Annotated in this window: 18 protein-coding genes; 16 read left to right on the top strand and 2 right to left on the bottom strand. The window is 66.0% G+C overall.

What is annotated here, in order from left to right:
* On the top strand, positions 1-833 hold an 833-nt coding region (locus Q0Q02_RS12410), incomplete at its 5' end, for an ATP-binding cassette domain-containing protein (RefSeq protein ID WP_293809808.1).
* 2 nt (positions 834-835) lie between these two features.
* Here Q0Q02_RS12410 and Q0Q02_RS12405 read toward each other — a convergent pair.
* The gene (locus tag Q0Q02_RS12405; protein ID WP_293809807.1) at positions 836-1,618 is read right to left on the bottom strand and encodes a hypothetical protein; all 783 of its coding nucleotides are present in this window, start codon (positions 1,616-1,618) and stop codon (positions 836-838) included.
* Positions 1,619-2,437: 819 nt separating this feature from the next.
* Here Q0Q02_RS12405 and Q0Q02_RS12400 point away from each other — a divergent pair.
* Complete coding sequence (locus Q0Q02_RS12400; RefSeq protein WP_293809805.1) at positions 2,438-2,764, top strand: hypothetical protein; 327 nt, start codon at positions 2,438-2,440, stop codon at positions 2,762-2,764.
* Positions 2,765-3,000: 236 nt separating this feature from the next.
* On the opposite strand, the gene Q0Q02_RS12395 is transcribed toward Q0Q02_RS12400, so the two are convergent.
* Positions 3,001-4,041 carry a zinc-dependent alcohol dehydrogenase family protein gene (locus tag Q0Q02_RS12395; RefSeq protein WP_293809803.1) on the bottom strand — a complete coding sequence of 347 codons (1,041 nt, stop codon included), beginning with the start codon at positions 4,039-4,041 and terminating at the stop codon, positions 3,001-3,003.
* Positions 4,042-4,240: 199 nt separating this feature from the next.
* On the opposite strand from Q0Q02_RS12395, the gene Q0Q02_RS12390 reads away from it, so the two are divergent.
* From Q0Q02_RS12390 to rimO, 14 genes are all read left to right on the top strand, one after another.
* Positions 4,241-5,215 carry a Gfo/Idh/MocA family oxidoreductase gene (locus tag Q0Q02_RS12390; RefSeq protein ID WP_293809801.1) on the top strand — a complete coding sequence of 325 codons (975 nt, stop codon included), beginning with the start codon at positions 4,241-4,243 and terminating at the stop codon, positions 5,213-5,215.
* Between the two features lie 218 nt (positions 5,216-5,433).
* Positions 5,434-5,748, top strand: a complete 315-nt coding sequence (locus Q0Q02_RS12385; RefSeq protein ID WP_257732935.1) for a 2Fe-2S iron-sulfur cluster-binding protein — start codon at positions 5,434-5,436, stop codon at positions 5,746-5,748.
* Positions 5,748-6,104, top strand: coding sequence for a DUF2849 domain-containing protein (locus Q0Q02_RS12380; protein ID WP_293809799.1), 357 nt, complete (start codon positions 5,748-5,750; stop codon positions 6,102-6,104). Before Q0Q02_RS12385 ends, Q0Q02_RS12380 begins: the two co-directional genes overlap by 1 nt.
* A gap of 4 nt (positions 6,105-6,108) precedes the next feature.
* Positions 6,109-7,779 (top strand): nitrite/sulfite reductase, encoded by a 1,671-nt coding sequence (locus Q0Q02_RS12375; RefSeq protein ID WP_293809798.1) that lies wholly within the window; start codon positions 6,109-6,111, stop codon positions 7,777-7,779.
* Positions 7,766-8,290, top strand: a complete 525-nt coding sequence (locus Q0Q02_RS12370) for a DUF934 domain-containing protein (protein WP_293809796.1) — start codon at positions 7,766-7,768, stop codon at positions 8,288-8,290. The genes Q0Q02_RS12375 and Q0Q02_RS12370 overlap by 14 nt, the downstream gene beginning before the upstream one ends.
* 2 nt (positions 8,291-8,292) lie before the next feature.
* A complete protein-coding gene (locus Q0Q02_RS12365; protein WP_293809794.1) occupies positions 8,293-8,544 on the top strand; it encodes a hypothetical protein in 252 nt (83 codons plus the stop codon).
* Positions 8,541-9,998, top strand: a complete 1,458-nt coding sequence (gene cysG / locus Q0Q02_RS12360; protein WP_293809792.1) for a siroheme synthase CysG — start codon at positions 8,541-8,543, stop codon at positions 9,996-9,998. The genes Q0Q02_RS12365 and cysG overlap by 4 nt, the downstream gene beginning before the upstream one ends.
* Before the next feature lie 192 nt (positions 9,999-10,190).
* Positions 10,191-11,231, top strand: coding sequence for a sulfate ABC transporter substrate-binding protein (locus Q0Q02_RS12355; RefSeq protein WP_293809790.1), 1,041 nt, complete (start codon positions 10,191-10,193; stop codon positions 11,229-11,231).
* A 10-nt stretch (positions 11,232-11,241) separates the two neighbouring features.
* The gene (locus tag Q0Q02_RS12350; RefSeq protein ID WP_293809788.1) at positions 11,242-12,138 is read left to right on the top strand and encodes a sulfate ABC transporter permease subunit CysT; all 897 of its coding nucleotides are present in this window, start codon (positions 11,242-11,244) and stop codon (positions 12,136-12,138) included.
* Complete coding sequence (gene cysW, locus Q0Q02_RS12345) at positions 12,131-13,018, top strand: sulfate ABC transporter permease subunit CysW (RefSeq protein ID WP_293809786.1); 888 nt, start codon at positions 12,131-12,133, stop codon at positions 13,016-13,018. Before Q0Q02_RS12350 ends, cysW begins: the two co-directional genes overlap by 8 nt.
* A 24-nt stretch (positions 13,019-13,042) precedes the next feature.
* Positions 13,043-14,089 (top strand): sulfate/molybdate ABC transporter ATP-binding protein, encoded by a 1,047-nt coding sequence (locus Q0Q02_RS12340; protein WP_293809784.1) that lies wholly within the window; start codon positions 13,043-13,045, stop codon positions 14,087-14,089.
* A gap of 203 nt (positions 14,090-14,292) precedes the next feature.
* Positions 14,293-14,730 (top strand): OsmC family protein, encoded by a 438-nt coding sequence (locus Q0Q02_RS12335; RefSeq protein WP_293809782.1) that lies wholly within the window; start codon positions 14,293-14,295, stop codon positions 14,728-14,730.
* Entirely contained in the window at positions 14,727-15,587 is an 861-nt protein-coding gene (locus tag Q0Q02_RS12330; RefSeq protein WP_293809780.1) for a sulfurtransferase, read from the top strand. The genes Q0Q02_RS12335 and Q0Q02_RS12330 overlap by 4 nt, the downstream gene beginning before the upstream one ends.
* 194 nt (positions 15,588-15,781) lie before the next feature.
* Positions 15,782-17,101, top strand: a complete 1,320-nt coding sequence (gene rimO / locus Q0Q02_RS12325) for a 30S ribosomal protein S12 methylthiotransferase RimO (protein ID WP_293809778.1) — start codon at positions 15,782-15,784, stop codon at positions 17,099-17,101.
* Positions 17,102-17,113 lie beyond the last annotated feature (12 nt).

Here is a 17,113-nt window from a genome sequence, read left to right as displayed (position 1 = left end):
ATCTCGACAAGGTCATCGACATCGACCAGTCGCCGATCGGCCGCACGCCGCGCTCCAACCCCGCGACCTATACCGGCGCCTTCACGCCGATCCGCGAATGGTTCGCCGGCCTGCCGGAGGCGAAGGCGCGCGGCTATCAGGCCGGGCGCTTCTCGTTCAACGTCAAGGGCGGCCGCTGCGAGGCCTGCCAGGGCGACGGCGTCATCAAGATCGAGATGCACTTCCTGCCGGATGTCTACGTCACCTGCGACGTCTGCAAGGGCAAGCGCTACGACCGCGAGACGCTCGAAGTGAAGTATCGCGACAAATCGATCGCCGACGTGCTCGACATGTCGGTCGAGGAGGCCAAGATCCTGTTCAAGGCCGTGCCCTCGATCCGCGACAAGATGGAGACGCTGCACCGCGTCGGGCTGGACTATGTCAAGGTCGGCCAGCAGGCGACGACGCTCTCGGGCGGCGAGGCGCAGCGCGTCAAGCTCTCCAAGGAGCTGTCGAAGCGCGCCACCGGCCGCACGCTCTACATCTTGGACGAGCCGACGACCGGCCTGCATTTCCACGATGTCGCCAAGCTCATGGAGGTGCTGCACGAGCTGGTCGACCAGGGCAATTCGGTGGTGGTGATCGAGCACAATCTCGAGGTGGTGAAGACCGCCGACTGGGTGATCGACATGGGTCCCGAAGGCGGCGACGGCGGCGGCACCGTGGTGGCCGAGGGCACGCCGGAGGACATCGTCCGCATCGGCAAGGGCCACACCGCGCGGTTTTTGAAGGAAGTGCTGGAGCGGCGGCCGATCAAGAAGGGCAAGACGGTCGCGAGACAGGCGGCGGAGTAGCTCTATTTGGGATCGCGTGCAGTCAATGTCCCCGCCGCCCCAAGCTCGGGATTTGACCCACCTAGCAGGCCACCGCGTAGCTTTGGTGACGGACTCGGCGAAGGGCCATCTGACAATCGGAAGCGATGGATGTAGTCAGCTAGCGGTTCGAGCTCGGTCGCGCCTCGTTCGTCAATCATTGAAAGCTGCTCGTGACGCGGTGAAGTAATGGCTATTCGAGCGGTGTCCGTTGGGAGGTCCGGAAGCTGGCTTTCTCCGAGCAATTTCCTAACAATAGCCCTCTCAGAAGGATCAACTTCAGTTAATATTTCCTGAAGTAGCATTTCAATCTCAATATTTTCTCGATCGATGATACTTTTCGAGAGCTCGCTGCGGTGCTCGTTCAGCCGCTCACGCCTCTCAATCAGGCGCTTTATGCGGCCCGGTGTTTTTGTTCTTCTCTCCTTGCGATATATTTGCCCCCCACCCAAATCACTCTTCTCTATAAATTTTTGTATTACTATTTCACTGAATATTTTAGCATCGGAATTTAATTCCAGAATACTCTCCTTGAATCCTTTGTAATCCGCAATCACGCCATAGGCTGCAATTGCGATACCACCTACAGTTATCCAGCCTTTTAAACTTCCTTCTGAAAGCCGAACCTCAATAACTGAATCAGGCGGATAGAGTCCTGAAGCCGCCTCTGCGGATAGCGATGACGCCAGATCTCCAAGCCCCCTGAGTCGAGTATCATCTAAGCGGACTTGCCTTATATGGAAGTAGGCTTGGGCAACTGTCGTCACACACATCCTCCCGAATATTTTTATTAACGAGCAAATTTGCTATTATCGAGCGACAAATCAAGGTGTGATTAAGCCGGCTTCACGAAATTGCCTTTGCGTAAAATTCGACTGCATGTTGGTGGGGGGCTGCGCCCACCTCAATTTCACTTGCAAATGGATCGCTATCGTCATGCCCGGGCTTGTCCCGACCGTGACGGAAGCGGTTCCAGCAGCGAACTTATCCCCGCTCCTAATCACCCGCCCTATCCTGCCCTCGCCCATCACCCAAACGGGGCGGCCATCCGGAGGTATGCTGGAGGTTGGGTGAGGGTCGGCGCCTGCGGGCGGGGGGCACGCCCTGCTCCCGGGAGGCTTCGGGGCACCGCCGAAAGCCGCCGCCTGCGGCGGCGTCTTTCAACTCAAAAGTGATGCAGACTGCGCAAGCTTGTCTGCATGGGACACTACGGTCCCTGTGCGAGGAGCTCGCTGGGAACGGCCGGCCATTGACGATGGGTATGGCGACGACGCGACGCTCCCGTAAGGGACACTGGCGTCGAAACCCGCCCATCCTGAACTGCCCGGCCCGATAAGCGCGGCCCGGAGCCCAAAATCGCCGGAGCGCGCAGCCAAGTGTTCGCAGGCTGCGTAAACTTGCCTGCTTGGCGCCACGGGGCGTGCGACGGGTGGCTCAATCCCGCCGCGCCGCAGCCTGGCTCAACGGTTGCGGATTTCCCTCGCGCCTCGCGGCGCTCCGCCAGCCCTGTCTAGCCACCCTTGCGACCCCGCCGCGCAGCCGCGCGGGCGGACGATCCTGCGTGCCTGACCCGAGGGAGACCCGCCATGCCGAAACGCCGGAACACCCCCGCCGCTATCCCGCCGATCACCGATTTCGAGAGCTGCCAGAGGGCGCGATCCGCCCTGTTTCGCCGGCTGACCGACCAGCTCGAAATCTTCCGTGTCTGCCCGAACAGGACCTGCAAGCGGATGCGCGCCTGCCAGGATGCGCGCGGCGCCTGCTTCCTCGCCGTCTTGCGGGCGATGCCGGACGATACCCGCAGGTCGTTCGCCTACACGGTGCAGAACCGCGCCAACGGGCTCGATCCCGACGAGGCGATCGCGCAGGCCGAGGCCCGCGTCGCTGGGGAGAGCGCGCGGGGCGGGGCGTGATCTCACCGCCCTCGCAAAACATGCGCGGGGAACCCCTCTCCCGGATGGGAGAGGGGCAGGGGTGAGGGCCTGCCGTTGATCGCCTGAGCGCAACGGTGCCGCCTCGCCTTCTGTTGGAACGGCAGGCCCTCATCCGGCCCTCCGGGCCACCTTCTCCCATCCGGGAGAAGGAAAGAGGTGTCGCGGTTCTCCTGCGTAAAAGGCGTCGAGGCTCCCTCACCTCTCTCGCCTCGCCCTCAGAACCGGTCGATGATCGTCACGCCCGTGCCCTCGAAGCGGTCCATCGCCATCAGGGCGGGGATCGATTCGGCGAGGTCGATGCGGCGGCCGACGAGCTGCTGCGGGGTGAGCTTGCCGGCGCTGATCATGTCGAGCATCGCGCCGTAGCGATGCGCCTGCATGCCGTGGCTGCCGAGGATTTCGAGCTCGTGGGCGATGACCTGCGCCATCGGGATCGGCGGCGTCGCCTGCTCCGCCAGCAGCAGCCCGACCTGGATATGCTTGCCGCGCTTGCGCAGGTTCGCCACCGAGTTGAAGCAGGTCTGGGGAGAGCCGAGCGCATCGAGCGAGACATGGGCGCCGCCGCCCGTGGCATCGCGCACGGCGGCAACGACATCGGGCTGGGTCTTGGCGTTGATCGTCACCGCGGCGCCGACCTCCCGGGCGAGGCGCAATTTGTCATCCGAGATGTCGATGGCGACGACATTCGCGCCCAGCGCATTGGCGATCATGATCGCGGAGAGGCCGACGCCGCCGCAGCCGTGAACGGCGACCCATTGCCCGCCCGTAACCTTGCCCTGGTCGACCACGGCGCGGAACGAGGTCACGAAGCGGCAGCCGAGGCTGGCGGCCGTGGCGAAATCGATCTCCTCGGGCAGCCGCACGAGGTTGAAATCGGCCCGGTCGATGCGGACATATTCCGCGAACGAACCCCAATGGGTGAAGCCGGGCTGGAACTGGTCGTCGCAGACCTGCTGGTTGCCGGAATGGCATTGCGGGCAGGAGCCGCAGCCCGAGACGAAGGGCACGGTGACGCGGTCCCCCTCGCGGAAGCGCACGACGCTGCGGCCGACCGCGGCGATGACTCCTGCCAGCTCATGGCCCGGCACATGCGGCAGGCGGATATCGGGATCGTGGCCGACCCAGCCATGCCAGTCGCTGCGGCACAGGCCGGTCGCCTCGACCTTGATGATGACGCTGTGCGGCTCCGGCGTCGGGTCCGGCAGGATGCGCAGTTCGGGGGCCTGCCCGAAGGCTTCGTAGACGACGGCTTTCATGGGGCGGGCCTCCTTCAGTCGAGCCCCGTGTCATGCGGCAGCGCTGCGGGAAGCGTCAACCGCGCGGCGAGGCAGGAGCCCCTGCCCTGCGCTCATGCGAACCGAACGTCGATCTCGCCGCCGGAGCCGAACCACTGGACAAGCGGCTCCTCTCCGGGGAAACAGCAGCCAGCCCGAAGATCCGGCGAGCGAGAGACCCATGACCGATACCCCGATTTCCCTTGGCCTCATCGGCGCCGGCATCATGGGCGAGCGCATGCTGCGCGCCGCCCTCGACCAATCCACGACAGCGCTTCGCGTCTCCGGCATCTGGGACCCTTCCGCTGAGGCGATGGCGCGGATCGGCGCGGCATTGCCGTCGGTGGCGCATCAGCCGGACGCCGCGAACCTGATCGCAGCGAGCGACTGCGTCTACATCGCCTCGCCTCCCTCCTCCCATCTCGGTCATGCCCGCGCGGCGCTCGCTGCCGGCAAGGCCGTGTTCTGCGAGAAGCCGCTGGCTGTCGATGTCGACGATGCCCGCGCATTCGTGGACCAGGCTGGCGCACGCGGCGCGGTGAACTTTCCTTTCGCCTCCTCGCCGGCGGTCGCGCGCCTGCGGGAATGGATCGAGTCCGGCGCGGTCGGCACGCCGCAGCATGTCACGATCGAGGTCGCCTTCGCGAACTGGCCACGCTCCTGGCAGGTCGATGCGGCCGGCTGGCTCGACCGCACGGCACAGGGCGGCTTCACCCGCGAGGTCGTCTCACATTTCCTGTTCCTGACCCGCCGCATCGCCGGTCCTTTCGCCGGCCTTGCCGCCAAGGCTGCCTATCCCGAGGCCGGCAAAAGCGAGCGCCGGATCGAGGCGACGTTGACGGCAGGCGCCCTGCCCGTGACGTTGAGCGGAAGCGTCGGCACGACGACGAAAGACGACCATAACGTCTGGACGCTCGAGGGGGACAAGGGCGCGGTCCGGCTCTGCGACTGGTCGCGTGCCGAGCGCCGCCTTCCCGACGGAACCTGGCAGCCCGATCCGGAGGCGCTTTCCCAGAACGAGGCGCGCCCGCTGGCGCTGCGCCGGCAGCTCGAAGGCGTGGCGAAGCTGACCCGCGGCGAGCCGCATCATCTCGCGACGCTGCGCGAAGCGTTCGATGTGCAGGAAATCGTCGAGACGATCCTGAAAAGCGCCTGACGCACAGGCCAGCACCGGGCAGTATCTCGCGTTCACTGCGAGACGCTGCCCGGATGGCATAATTTTGCGGCAGATCGGCCGAAAATCCGCTCTTCAGGATAATTCTACTCTAGCGCTCTGATAATTCGAAAAAACCGACTACCTGATGTGAATTGAGCGATACCCCGCCCATAGCGTAAAACCTCTGTTCGAAAGACCGAACGGGGATGGGCGTTATCGTGGCAGTTCTCAACGTCATCGATCGACAGGGCCGCAGCCATGAACTCGAAGCCGTGGAAGGCTGGCGGGTCATGGAAATCCTGCGCGACTACAAGGTCGGCATCGAGGGCGTCTGCGGCGGCTCCTGCGATTGCGGCACCTGCCATGTCATCGTCGCGCAGGAATGGGCCGGAAAGCTGCCCGAGCCGCGCGACGAGGAAATCGACGCGCTCGACGAGTTGCCGCTGATCGAGGCGACCTCCCGTCTCTCCTGCCAGATCATCTGGGCCGACGATCTCGACGGGCTGACGCTGACACTGGCGGAGGCCGCGTGATGGCCGCTGCTGCGAAACGCGTTCCCCTGCCGGCGATCCTCCTCGCCAACGACCTGCTCGACGGCGATGTCGTCTTCGCCTTCATTGACGGCGCCGGCCCGCTGGCCTGGACGCGCGATCCCGCGCTCGCGCTGGTCGCGGCTGACGATACAGCGGCCGAAAAGCTCGAAGCCTTCGCGGCCGCCGAGCTGCGCGACAACAAGGTCGTCGATGCCTATCTCGTCGATGTCGCCATCGAGAGCGGCAGCCCCGTGCCGCGCCATTTCCGCGAGCGCTTCAAGACGCTCGGCCCCAGCAATCGTCCCGATCTCGGCAAGCAGGCCGGTGAAGGCATCGCCTCCGCGCCGAAGGGCTGATTTCATGTATCGTTACGACGAATTCGACGAGCGTTTCGTCCGGGAGCGGGTGGCCCAGTTCACCGATCAGGTGGCGCGCCGGCTCGACGGCTCGCTGACCGAGGACGAGTTCAAGCCGCTCCGGCTCAAGAACGGCGTCTATCTCCAACTCCACGCCTATATGCTGCGCATCGCCGTGCCCTATGGCACGCTGAACTCGCGGCAACTGCGCCAGCTCGCGCTGATCGGCGAGCGCTATGACCGTGGCTACGGCCATTTCACCACGCGCCAGAACCTGCAGTTCAACTGGCCGAAGCTGCGCGACGTGCCCGCCATTCTCGGGCTGCTGGCCGATGTCGAGATGCATTGCATCCAGACCTCCGGCAACTGCATCCGCAACGTCACGGCCGACCATTTCGCCGGCGTGGCGCAGGACGAGATCGAGGACCCGCGCCCGACCGCCGAACTGATCCGGCAATGGTCCTCGGCCCATCCAGAATTCAGCTACCTGCCGCGCAAGTTCAAGATCGCGGTGACAGGCGCCGAAGCTGACCGGGCCGTGATCAAGGCGCACGATATCGGCCTGCGCCTGCGCCGCCATCCCGACACGCATGAGACCTGCTATGAGATCAGCGTCGGCGGCGGGCTCGGCCGCACGCCGATGATCGGCAAGGTCGTGCGCGACTACCTGCCGAAGAAGGACCTGCTCGCCTATCTCGAGGCGATCATGCGGGTCTATAATCTCGAGGGCCGGCGCGACAACAAGTACAAGGCGCGCGTCAAGATCCTCGTCCACGAGATCGGCGCCGAGGAATTTACCCGCCGCGTCGAGGCCGAATTCGCCCTGCTCGACGGCCCATCGATCAATGCCGATCCGGAAGAGGTCGCGCGCATCGCCGCCTATTTCGCGCCGCCGCGCTACGAGACGCTGCCGGCCGTCAGCAACACGCTGGAGGCGGCGAAGGCCGCGAACCCGGCCTTCGCCCGCTGGGTCGAGGTCAACACGATCCCGCACAAGGCGCCGGGCTATACCGCGCTGACGATCTCGCTGAAGCCGACCGGTCAGGCGCCGGGCGATGCCACCAGCGAGCAGATGCGCCGCGTCGCCGACCTCGCCGAGCGCTACTCCTTCGACGAGTTGCGCGTCACCCATGCGCAGAATCTCGTGCTGCCGCATGTGCGCCTGCGCGACCTCTTCGCGATCTGGAAGGAGCTCGGCGAGGCGGGGCTCGCCACGGCGAATGTCGGGCTCGTCACCGACATCATCTCCTGCCCGGGCCTCGACTATTGCGCGCTGGCGACGGCGCGCTCGATCCCGATCGCGCAGGCGATCCAGAGCCGTTTCGCGGATGAAGCCCGCCAGCGCGAGATCGGGCCGCTCGGCATCAAGATCTCCGGCTGCATCAATGCCTGCGGCCACCACCATGTCGGCCATATCGGCATTCTCGGCCTGGAGAAGCGCGGCATCGAATCCTACCAGATCACGCTCGGCGGCGACGCAACCGAGAATGCCGCGATCGGCGAGATTTTGGGCCCTGGTCTCGCCGCCGAGGAGGTGCCGGATGCGATCGAGCGGATCGTCGGCGTCTATCTCGCCGCGCGCAGCGAGGGTGAGAGCTTCATCGACAATGTCCGCCGCATCGGCCTCGCACCCTTTAAGGCCGCCTTCCAGGAGACCGCCCGTGCCGCTGCTTGACCGGAACGGAAGTGCCGAGGAGCGCTGGACCCGCAGCGAGGGCGCGGCGATCGGCAATATCCCGGCCGCGCTCGTGCCCTGGGAGGTGCTCGTCGAGGCGCTCGATACACAGGAGCCCGCGCAGGTGATCGGCGTGCTGATCCCCAACAACATTGCCTTCGCCGCGCTCGCGCCCTTCCTGCCGCGGCTCGCGCTCGTCGCCATCGCCTTCCCCGCTTACTCGGACGGGCGCGGCTTCAGCCTGGCTCGCCAGATCCGGCGCGCCGGCTTCGCAGGGGAAATCCGCGCCAGCGGCCCGCTGATCGCCGACCAGTTCGCCTATGCCCTGTCCTGCGGCTTCGACACGATCGAGCTGCCAGAGGCGAACGCCGCACGCCAGCCGGTACCGCAATGGCTGCATGCCCGGGATTCGTTCAGCGCGACCTACCAGCGCGGCTATGGCGAGAGCAGCCGCAACGTCCTCGACCAGCGCCGGGCCGCAAGAGCTGCGGCCCTCATCGCAGCGGAGTGAGCATGACCATCTCGACCGCGCCCCATGGTTCCATCGAGCGTGTCCGCATCGCCACGCCCATCGACGGGGACGGATCGGACACCGCGTTCGAGACGCTGTCGCCGCATCAATCCGCGGGCGAAGCACGCGGACGCTGGTTCGATCTTTGCTTTCGCCTTATCATCCTGGCACTGGCCGCGCTGTGGCTGCTGATGCCGCCGGCCGGCGGCGGGCACCGTGCGGTAGACGAGAAGGCCGTAGCGACGACCCGATGACCGAAAGACAGCCCGAATCCACTGCGGCCCGCATCGAGCCGCTGGCGACGCTGCCGCTCTTCCACAAGCTGGACGGGCGCAAGGTCGTGCTCGCCGGCGGAACCGAAGGCGCGCTGTGGAAGGCTGAATTGCTCGCGGCGGCGGGAGCCGAGCTGCACATCTTCGCCGATGGCGCGGAGGCTCTGTTCGCAGGATTGGCACAAGGCGAAATCGGCGGCCGCGTGCATGTGCACCACCGCGCCTGGCAGGCTGATGATCTCACCGATGCGGCGATCGCGGTTGCCGACCTCGACGATGCCGATGCGGTCCGGGCTTTCGTCGCGGCGGCTCGGCAGGCGAGCGTGCCGGTCAATATCGTCGACAAGCCCGATCATTGCGATTTCGCCTTTGGCGCGCTGGTCAACCGCTCACCGCTGATCGTTGCCGTCTCCACGGATGGCGCGGCTCCGGTCTTCGGACAGGCGATCCGCACCAAGATCGAGGCGCTGCTGCCGGCGGGCTTGAAGAGCTGGGCGCAGGCCGCGGCCGACTGGCGCCCGGCGGTCCAGGCCCGCGAATTGCCCTTCGCGCTGCGGCGCAGCTTCTGGGAACTCTTCGCCGGCAAGGCCATGGCCGAGCCGGAACGCACGCCGAATCTCGATGACGAGGCCGAGCTTTTCGCGAAGCTCTCCAGGATCGAGGCCACCCATGACGGCAAAGGCCGTGTCACGCTGGTCGGCGCCGGTCCGGGCGACCCGGAATTGCTGACGCTGAAGGCCATCCGCGCCCTGCAGAGCGCCGACATCATCCTCTATGACGATCTCGTCTCGCCCGGCGTGCTGGAGCTGGCGCGGCGCGAGGCCAAGCGCATGCTCGTCGGCAAGACCGGCTACGGCCCCTCGGTGAAGCAGGGCGACATCAACGCGCTGATCGTCTCGCTGGCGTCGCAGGGCAAGCATGTCGTGCGCCTCAAGGGCGGCGATCCCGGCATCTTCGGCCGCGCCGGCGAGGAGATCGAGGCCTGTCAGGCGGCCGGTATTCCGGTCGCGCTCGTGCCCGGCATCTCGGCGGCGCAGGGGGCAGCCGCCTCGCTCGGCCTGTCATTGACCCATCGCGACCATGCGCGGCGCCTGCAATTCGTCACCGGCCATTCGCGCAAGGGCGAACTGCCCGATGATCTCGACTGGCGCGCCATGGCCGACCCTGCCGCCTCGACCGTGGTCTACATGGCCCGCGCCACCCTGCCCGGCTTCCGCGAGCGCGCCATCGCCGCCGGGCTCGATCCGCAGACCCCGGCCGTCGCCGTGCTCGCGGCCACCCGGCCGGACGAGAAGCGCGTCGCCGCGACCATCGCCGACCTGCCGGAACGGCTCGGCGAATTGCCGGCAAGCGGCCCCGTCCTCGTCCTGCTCGGCCATGCCTTCGGCCCTGCGCTGTCCGCCGCGAATCCGGCGGAAGATCGCCGCCGCGCCTGACTGTGGCCCGGCTTCGTCGCCAGATGGAACGCCATCGCCGGAGATGCGTTTTCTCCTCCGGCCCCCAAGTTTGGAAGGCGTTGTTTGCGCTAGGTCATTGAGGTAAGGACGATAATTCAGTACGTTTCGTTTGTTTTTAAGAACGGATCGACGCCTCATCCGAGCCTCGCCGTGAACCAACGGAGCCCTGACATGACGCGACCCGTTTATAGCCGCCTCCTCCGGGCCGGATTGGTTCTGGGAGCCTTCACGCTCTGCTTCGGCGTCGTCGCCGGGGCCCGCGCCCAGACCGAGCTCCTCAACGTCTCCTATGACCCGACCCGCGAGCTCTATCGCGAGATCAACGCGGCCTTCATCGCCGCGTGGAACGCAAAGCACCCTGACAAGAAGATCAGCACGATCCGCCAGTCGCATGGCGGCTCCGGCGCGCAGGCCCGCACCGTGATCGACGGGCTCAATGCCGATGTCGTGACGCTGGCGCTGGCCGGGGACATCGACGCGGTCGCCGAGCGCTCGAAGAAGCTCCCGCTCGACTGGCAGAAGCGCCTGCCGCATAATTCCTCGCCCTATACCTCGACGATCGTCTTCCTCGTCCGCAAGGGTAATCCGAAGGCGATCAAGGACTGGGGCGATCTGGTGAAGCCCGGCGTGCAGGTCATCACACCGAACCCGAAGACCTCGGGCGGGGCGCGCTGGAACTACCTCGCCGCCTGGGCCTATGCCGAGAAGGCCTTCAACAAGGACGAGGCGAAGGTGCGCGACTATATCGGCAAGCTGCTCGCCAATGTCCCGGTGCTCGACACCGGCGCGCGTGGCGCGACCACGACCTTCACCCAGCGCGGCATCGGCGACGTCTTCCTGTCCTGGGAGAACGAGGCCTTCCTCGCCCTGAAGGAGTTCGGCGCCGACAAGTTCGACATCGTGGTGCCGAGCCTGTCGATCCTGGCCGAGCCGCCGGTCGCGCTGGTCGATGCCAATGTCGACGCCAAGAAGACCCGCGAGCAGGCGCAGGCCTATCTCGAATTCCTCTATTCGCCGAAGGGGCAGGCGATCATCGCCCGCAACTTCTATCGGCCGCGCAACCCCGAAGCCGCCGACGCCAAGGACATCGCCAATTTCCCGAAGGTCGAACTGGTGACGATCGATGACGCCTTCGGCGGCTGGAAGAAGGCGCAGCCGACCCATTTCGGCGATGGCGGAACCTTCGACCAGCTCTACAAGCCGGCACGCTGAGGACCTGTCCATGACGGCGGCGACGACGACCTTCCGCTGGCGCGAGCCGAGCATCCTGCCCGGCTTCGGGCTGGCGCTCGGCATCACGGTGACGGCGTTGTCGCTGATCGTACTCATCCCGCTGGCGGCGCTTTTCCTCAAGGCCGCCAGTGCCGGCCCGGCAGATATCTGGGCGGTGGCGACCTCGCCGCGGACATTGGCCGCGCTCAAGCTCTCCTTCACGGCGGCACTGTTCGCTGCGCTGGTCAACGCCGTATTCGGCCTGATCCTGGCCTGGGTGCTGGTGCGCTACGAATTTCCCGGCCGACGCCTGATCGATGCGGCGGTCGACCTGCCCTTCGCCTTGCCGACGGCGGTCGCTGGCATCTCGCTTGCGGCGATCTATGCGCCGAACGGCTGGGTCGGCTCGCTGCTCGCGCCGCTCGCCTTCAAGATCGCGATCCCCTTCACCGATCTCTCCTTCGGCTTCGACGGCAAGGTCGCCTATACGCCGCTTGGCGTGATGGTGGCGCTGATCTTCATCGGCCTGCCCTTCGTGGTGCGCACCGTCCAACCTGTGCTGGAAGAGCTGCAGAGCGATGTCGAGGAAGCCGCAGCCCTGCTCGGCGCCAGCCGCTCCCGCACGATCTTCCGGGTGGTGCTGCCCCAGATTCTGCCGGCCCTGATGACCGGCTCGATCCTCGCCTTCGCGCGGGCCGTCGGCGAATACGGCTCGGTGATCTTCATCGCCGGCAACGTGCCGATGGTTTCGGAGATCGCGCCGTTGCTGATCGTGATCCGCCTGGAGCAGTTCGACTATGCCGGCGCGGCCGTCGTGGCGACGATGATGCTGCTGATCTCCTTCACGCTCATCCTCGGCGGCAACCTGATCCAGGCCCGCGCCCGCCGGAGGTTCGGCGATGTCTGACGCAGCCCTGCCCTCCGTCTCCACAACGCAGCCTCGCAATACCAGCCGGGCGCGCGGCGAAAGCCCGGTCGTGCAGATCGTGTTGATCGCGATCTCGCTCGCCTTCCTGCTGCTCTTCCTGCTGCTGCCGCTCGTCACGGTCTTCGTCGAGGCCGCCGCCAAGGGCTGGGAGGCCTACCGCGCCGCGATCACCGAGCCCGATGCGCTGGCGGCGATCCGATTGACCCTGCTCGTCGCGGCGATTGCGGTGCCTTTCAACGTGGTCGTCGGCATCGCCGCGGCCTGGGCCATCGCCAAGTTCGAGTTCCGCGGCAAGGACCTGCTGATCAGCCTGATCGACCTGCCTTTCTCGGTCTCGCCGGTGATCTCGGGCCTCGTCTTCGTGCTGCTCTTCGGCGCGCAAGGCTATTTCGGGCCATGGCTCCAGGCCAACGACCTCAAGATCGTCTTCGCCCTGCCGGGGCTGATTCTCGCCACGGTCTTCGTCACTTTCCCCTTCGTGGCGCGCGAACTGATCCCGCATATGCAGTCGCTCGGCTCGGCCGACGAGGAAGCGGCGCTGACGCTCGGCGCCTCGCCCTGGCGCGTGTTCTTCTGCGTGACGCTGCCGAACGTGAAATGGAGCCTGTTCTATGGCGTCCTGCTTTGCAACGCTCGCGCCATGGGTGAATTCGGCGCGGTCGCGGTCGTCTCGGGCAAGATCCGCGGCCTGACCAACACCATGCCGCTGCATATCGAGATTCTCTACAACGAGTACATGGGCGCAGCCGCCTTCGCGGTAGCCTCGCTGCTGGCGGGGCTGGCGCTGGTCACCCTCGTGTTCAAGACCCTGCTCGAATGGCACTATGGCGATGTGATCGCCGCCAGCCGCCGCCACTGACCCACAGACGAAGGATTTCTCGCCATGTCGGTCGCCGTCACCATCGAGACCATCGAAAAGCGCTTCGAGAACTTCCCGGCGCTGCGGGGGGTCTCGCTCGACATCCAGCCGGGCGAGCTCGTCGCGCTGCTCGGCCCGTCCGGCTCGGGCAAGACCACGCTGCTGCGCCTGATCGCCGGGCTGGAAGAGGCCGATCGCGGCCGCGTGCTGTTCGGCGAGACCGATACGCGCGATCTCTCCCTGCGCGATCGCCGCATCGGCTTCGTCTTCCAGCAATACGCGCTGTTCAAGACGATGAACGTTGCCGAGAACATTGCGTTCGGGCTGAAGTCCCGGCCACGCCACGAACGCCCCAGCAATGAAGAAATCCGCAAGCGTGTCAGAGGCTTGCTCGAACTCGTTCAGTTGCCGGGTCTGGAGAAGCGCTATCCGAGCCAGCTCTCCGGCGGCCAGCGCCAGCGCGTCGCCTTGGCGCGCGCGCTCGCCATCGAACCGCGCGTGCTGCTGCTCGACGAACCCTTCGGCGCGCTCGATGCCAAGGTCCGCAAGGACCTGCGGGCATGGCTCAGGGAGCTGCATGGCCGCACCGGCCACACCACCGTCTTCGTCACCCATGATCAGGAAGAGGCGCTGGAGCTTGCGGACCGCGTCGCGATCCTGAACGAAGGCCGGATCGAGCAGGTCGGCTCGGCCGACGATGTCTATGACCACCCGGCGACGCCCTTCATCTGCGAGTTTTTGGGCGAGGTGAACAAGCTCCCGGTCAAGGTCGTCGGCAGCCAGGCCTTCTTCGGCGACCGGCCGGTTCTGGGTGGATTGTCGCAGAACCAGGGCGGCCCGGCCTCGCTCTATGTCCGGCCGCAGCATCTGCGCATCGTCGACGAGACACCGCTGGCCCTGCCCGGCACGGTCGAGCACCTGCGCCGCAACGGGCCCCTGCGCCGGGCGGAGGTCGCCGTCGAGGGACTGAAGAAGCGCCTGGAAGTCGACCTCGCCAGCCAGGTCGCCCCGGCGATCGGCGAGCGAATTCGCCTGCGGATCACACACGGAAATCTGTTTGCCGCCGCGTGAGGAGACCCGCCGTCATGCTCGGGCTTGACCCGAGCATCTCAGGACGGAGGGGCGCCCCTTCCTGCATGAGATTCTCGGGTCTGCGCTTCGCTTCGCCCGAGAATGACGCCCCGGATGCGGCAGCGGCATGAAGACGCCCTCGCCTCGGCCGACGGGTCGGGCTATGCCTGTCGCATAGTGGATCACGCCGACAGGAGATCGCGATGAAAGCACGCGCGAAATGGGTTGATGGCATGGCCTTCATGGGCGAAGCCGGCAGCGGGCACGCCATGATCATGGACGGCGCGCCGGAATATGGCGGGCGCAATCTCGGCATCCGGCCGATGGAGATGCTGCTGATCGGGCTCGCCGGCTGCACGGCCTTCGATGTTGTCGGCATGATCAAGAAGGGCCGCGAGAACATCACCGGCTGCGAGGTCGATGTCGAGGCCGAGCGCGCCACGACCGATCCCAAGGTCTTCACCAAGATCCACCTCGCCTATCGCATTACCGGCAAGGGACTGTCGCAGGCCAAGGCCGAGCGGGCCGTCACATTGTCGAAGGAAAAATACTGTTCGGCTTCGATCATGCTCGGGGCGACCGCCGAGATGAGCTACAGCCTCGAAGTGATCGACGAATTGCACAAGGAGGCCGCTGAATGAGCCGGGCTGAATTCGCCGGATTGATCACGCCGGACGCGCTCGCCGCGCGGCTCGGCGACGAGAACCTCGTCATCATCGATATCCGCACCGCAGCCGATGGCGCAAAGGCCGCCTTCGAGACCGGGCATATCCCCGGCGCGGTCCATTCCGACTATGCCGCCGATGGCTGGCGGGCGAAGATCGGCAATGCGCCGGGCATGCTGCCGCCGCTCGATCATCTCGCCGCGCTCGCAGGGCGACTCGGCATCAAGCCGCATGACGATGTCGTCATCGTTCCGGCCGGCACCGCCGCGACCGATTTCGCGGCAGCGGCGCGGGTCTACTGGACGCTGAAATTCATCGGCCATGGCCAGCAGGCGATCCTCGATGGCGGCTTCAATGCCTGGACGACCGATCCGAAGCGCCCGGTCGCGACCGGCGCCTCGGCCCCGAAGAGCGCAGCTCCTTACCCGGTCGTGGCGCAGCAGGCTTTGCGCAGCACGGCGGATTCGACGCTCGTCGCCTCCAGAAGCAAGCAGGCGAGCCTCGTCGATGCCCGCGGGCCCAGCTATTTCGAGGGTCGCGAGAAATCGGCCGAGGCCGCGCGCGCCGGCCATATCCCCGGCGCGATCCAGCGCGACTATGCCGGAGCCTTCGAGGGCGGCAAGCTCAAGGCGCCGGGCGAGCTGGAGAAGCTTTTCGCAGTCGTGCCGCAGGGGCCTGTCGTCTCCTATTGCAATACCGGCCATTCGGCGGCGGCGAACTGGTTCGTGCTGTCGGAGGTGCTCGGCCGCGACGAGGTCGCGCTCTACGATGGTTCGATGACCGACTGGACGCAGGACCCGGACCGCCCGGTCGCGACCGGCAAGGCCGCCTGAACCGCATCGTCATTGCGAGCGTAGCGAAGCAATCCAGGGGCGGCCGCGCTCGACGTCCCCCTGGATTGCTTCGTCGCTTTGCTCCTCGCAATGACGTTTGAATTGCAAATCAGGCTGAAAAGGTTCAAAGGAAGCGCCGATCGCGTGCCACGCGCGCGGCACTTCCTGACATTCTGGACATAAGCCATCAGCCGATGAACGCCGTCGCGCCGAAAATCTCCTTCGTTTCGCTGGGCTGCCCCAAGGCGCTGGTCGATTCCGAACGGATCATCACCTCGCTACGCTCCGAGGGCTACGAGCTCTCGAAGAGCCATGCCGGCGCCGACCTCGTCATCGTCAACACCTGCGGCTTCCTCGACAGCGCCAAGGCGGAGTCGCTGGAGGCGATCGGCTCGGCTCTTGCCCAGAACGGCAAGGTCATCGTCACCGGCTGCATGGGCGCCGAGCCCGAGCAGATTCGCGACGTCTTTCCGAACCTGCTCGCGATCACCGGCCCGCAAGCCTATGAGAGCGTCGTCTCGGCCGTGCATCAGGCCGTGCCGCCGAAGCACGACCCCTTCGTCGACCTCGTGCCCGACCAGGGCGTCAAGCTGACGCCGCGGCACTACGCTTATCTCAAGATTTCAGAGGGTTGCAACAATCGCTGCACCTTCTGCATCATCCCGAAGCTGCGCGGCGACCTCGTCTCGCGGCCGATCGGCGATGTGCTGCGCGAGGCCGAGAAGCTGGCCAAGGCCGGCGTCAAGGAGCTGCTGGTGATCTCGCAGGACACCAGCGCCTACGGGCTCGACATCAAGTACGCGCCCTCGATGTGGAAGGACCGCGAGGTCCGCACTCGCTTCTTCGAACTCGCCCGCGAGCTCGGCCAGATGGGGATGTGGGTGCGCCTGCACTATGTCTACCCCTACCCGCATGTCGACGAGGTCATCCCGCTGATGCAGGAAGGGATCGTGCTGCCCTATCTCGACATCCCCTTCCAGCACGCCTCGCCGAACGTCCTCAAGGCGATGAAGCGCCCGGCCCATCAGGACCGCACGCTCGACCGCATCCGCAAATGGCGCGAGATTTGCCCGGACCTCGCCATCCGCTCGACCTTCATCGTCGGCTTCCCCGGCGAGACCGAGGAGGACATGGACATCCTCGTCGACTGGCTGAAGGAAGCGAAGCTGGAGCGCGTCGGCGCCTTCAAATACGAGCCGGTGAAGGGCGCGCCCGCCAACGATCTCGGCCTTGCCCTCATCCCGGAAGAGGTGAAGGAAGCCCGCTGGCACCGCTTCATGAAGGCGCAGGCGGAAATCTCCGCCCGCATCGTCAAAGGCCGCGTCGGCAAGCGCATTCCCGTCATCATCGACGAGGCCGGCCCGACGGTCGCCAAGGGCCGCTCGAAATGGGATGCGCCGGAGATCGACGGCAACGTCTATGTCGCGAGCCGCCGGCCCCTGCGAGCCGGCGATATCGTCACGGTGAAGATCGAACGCGCCGACGCCTACGACCTGCACGGCATCGCCGTCTGAGCGGCGAAGCCG

Origin of the sequence: uncultured Allobosea sp., from assembly GCF_945956895.1 — a bacterium.
GTDB lineage: Bacteria > Pseudomonadota > Alphaproteobacteria > Rhizobiales > Beijerinckiaceae > Allobosea.
Note: the sequence above shows the minus strand (reverse complement) of the source record. Positions and strands in the feature narration are given on the sequence as shown.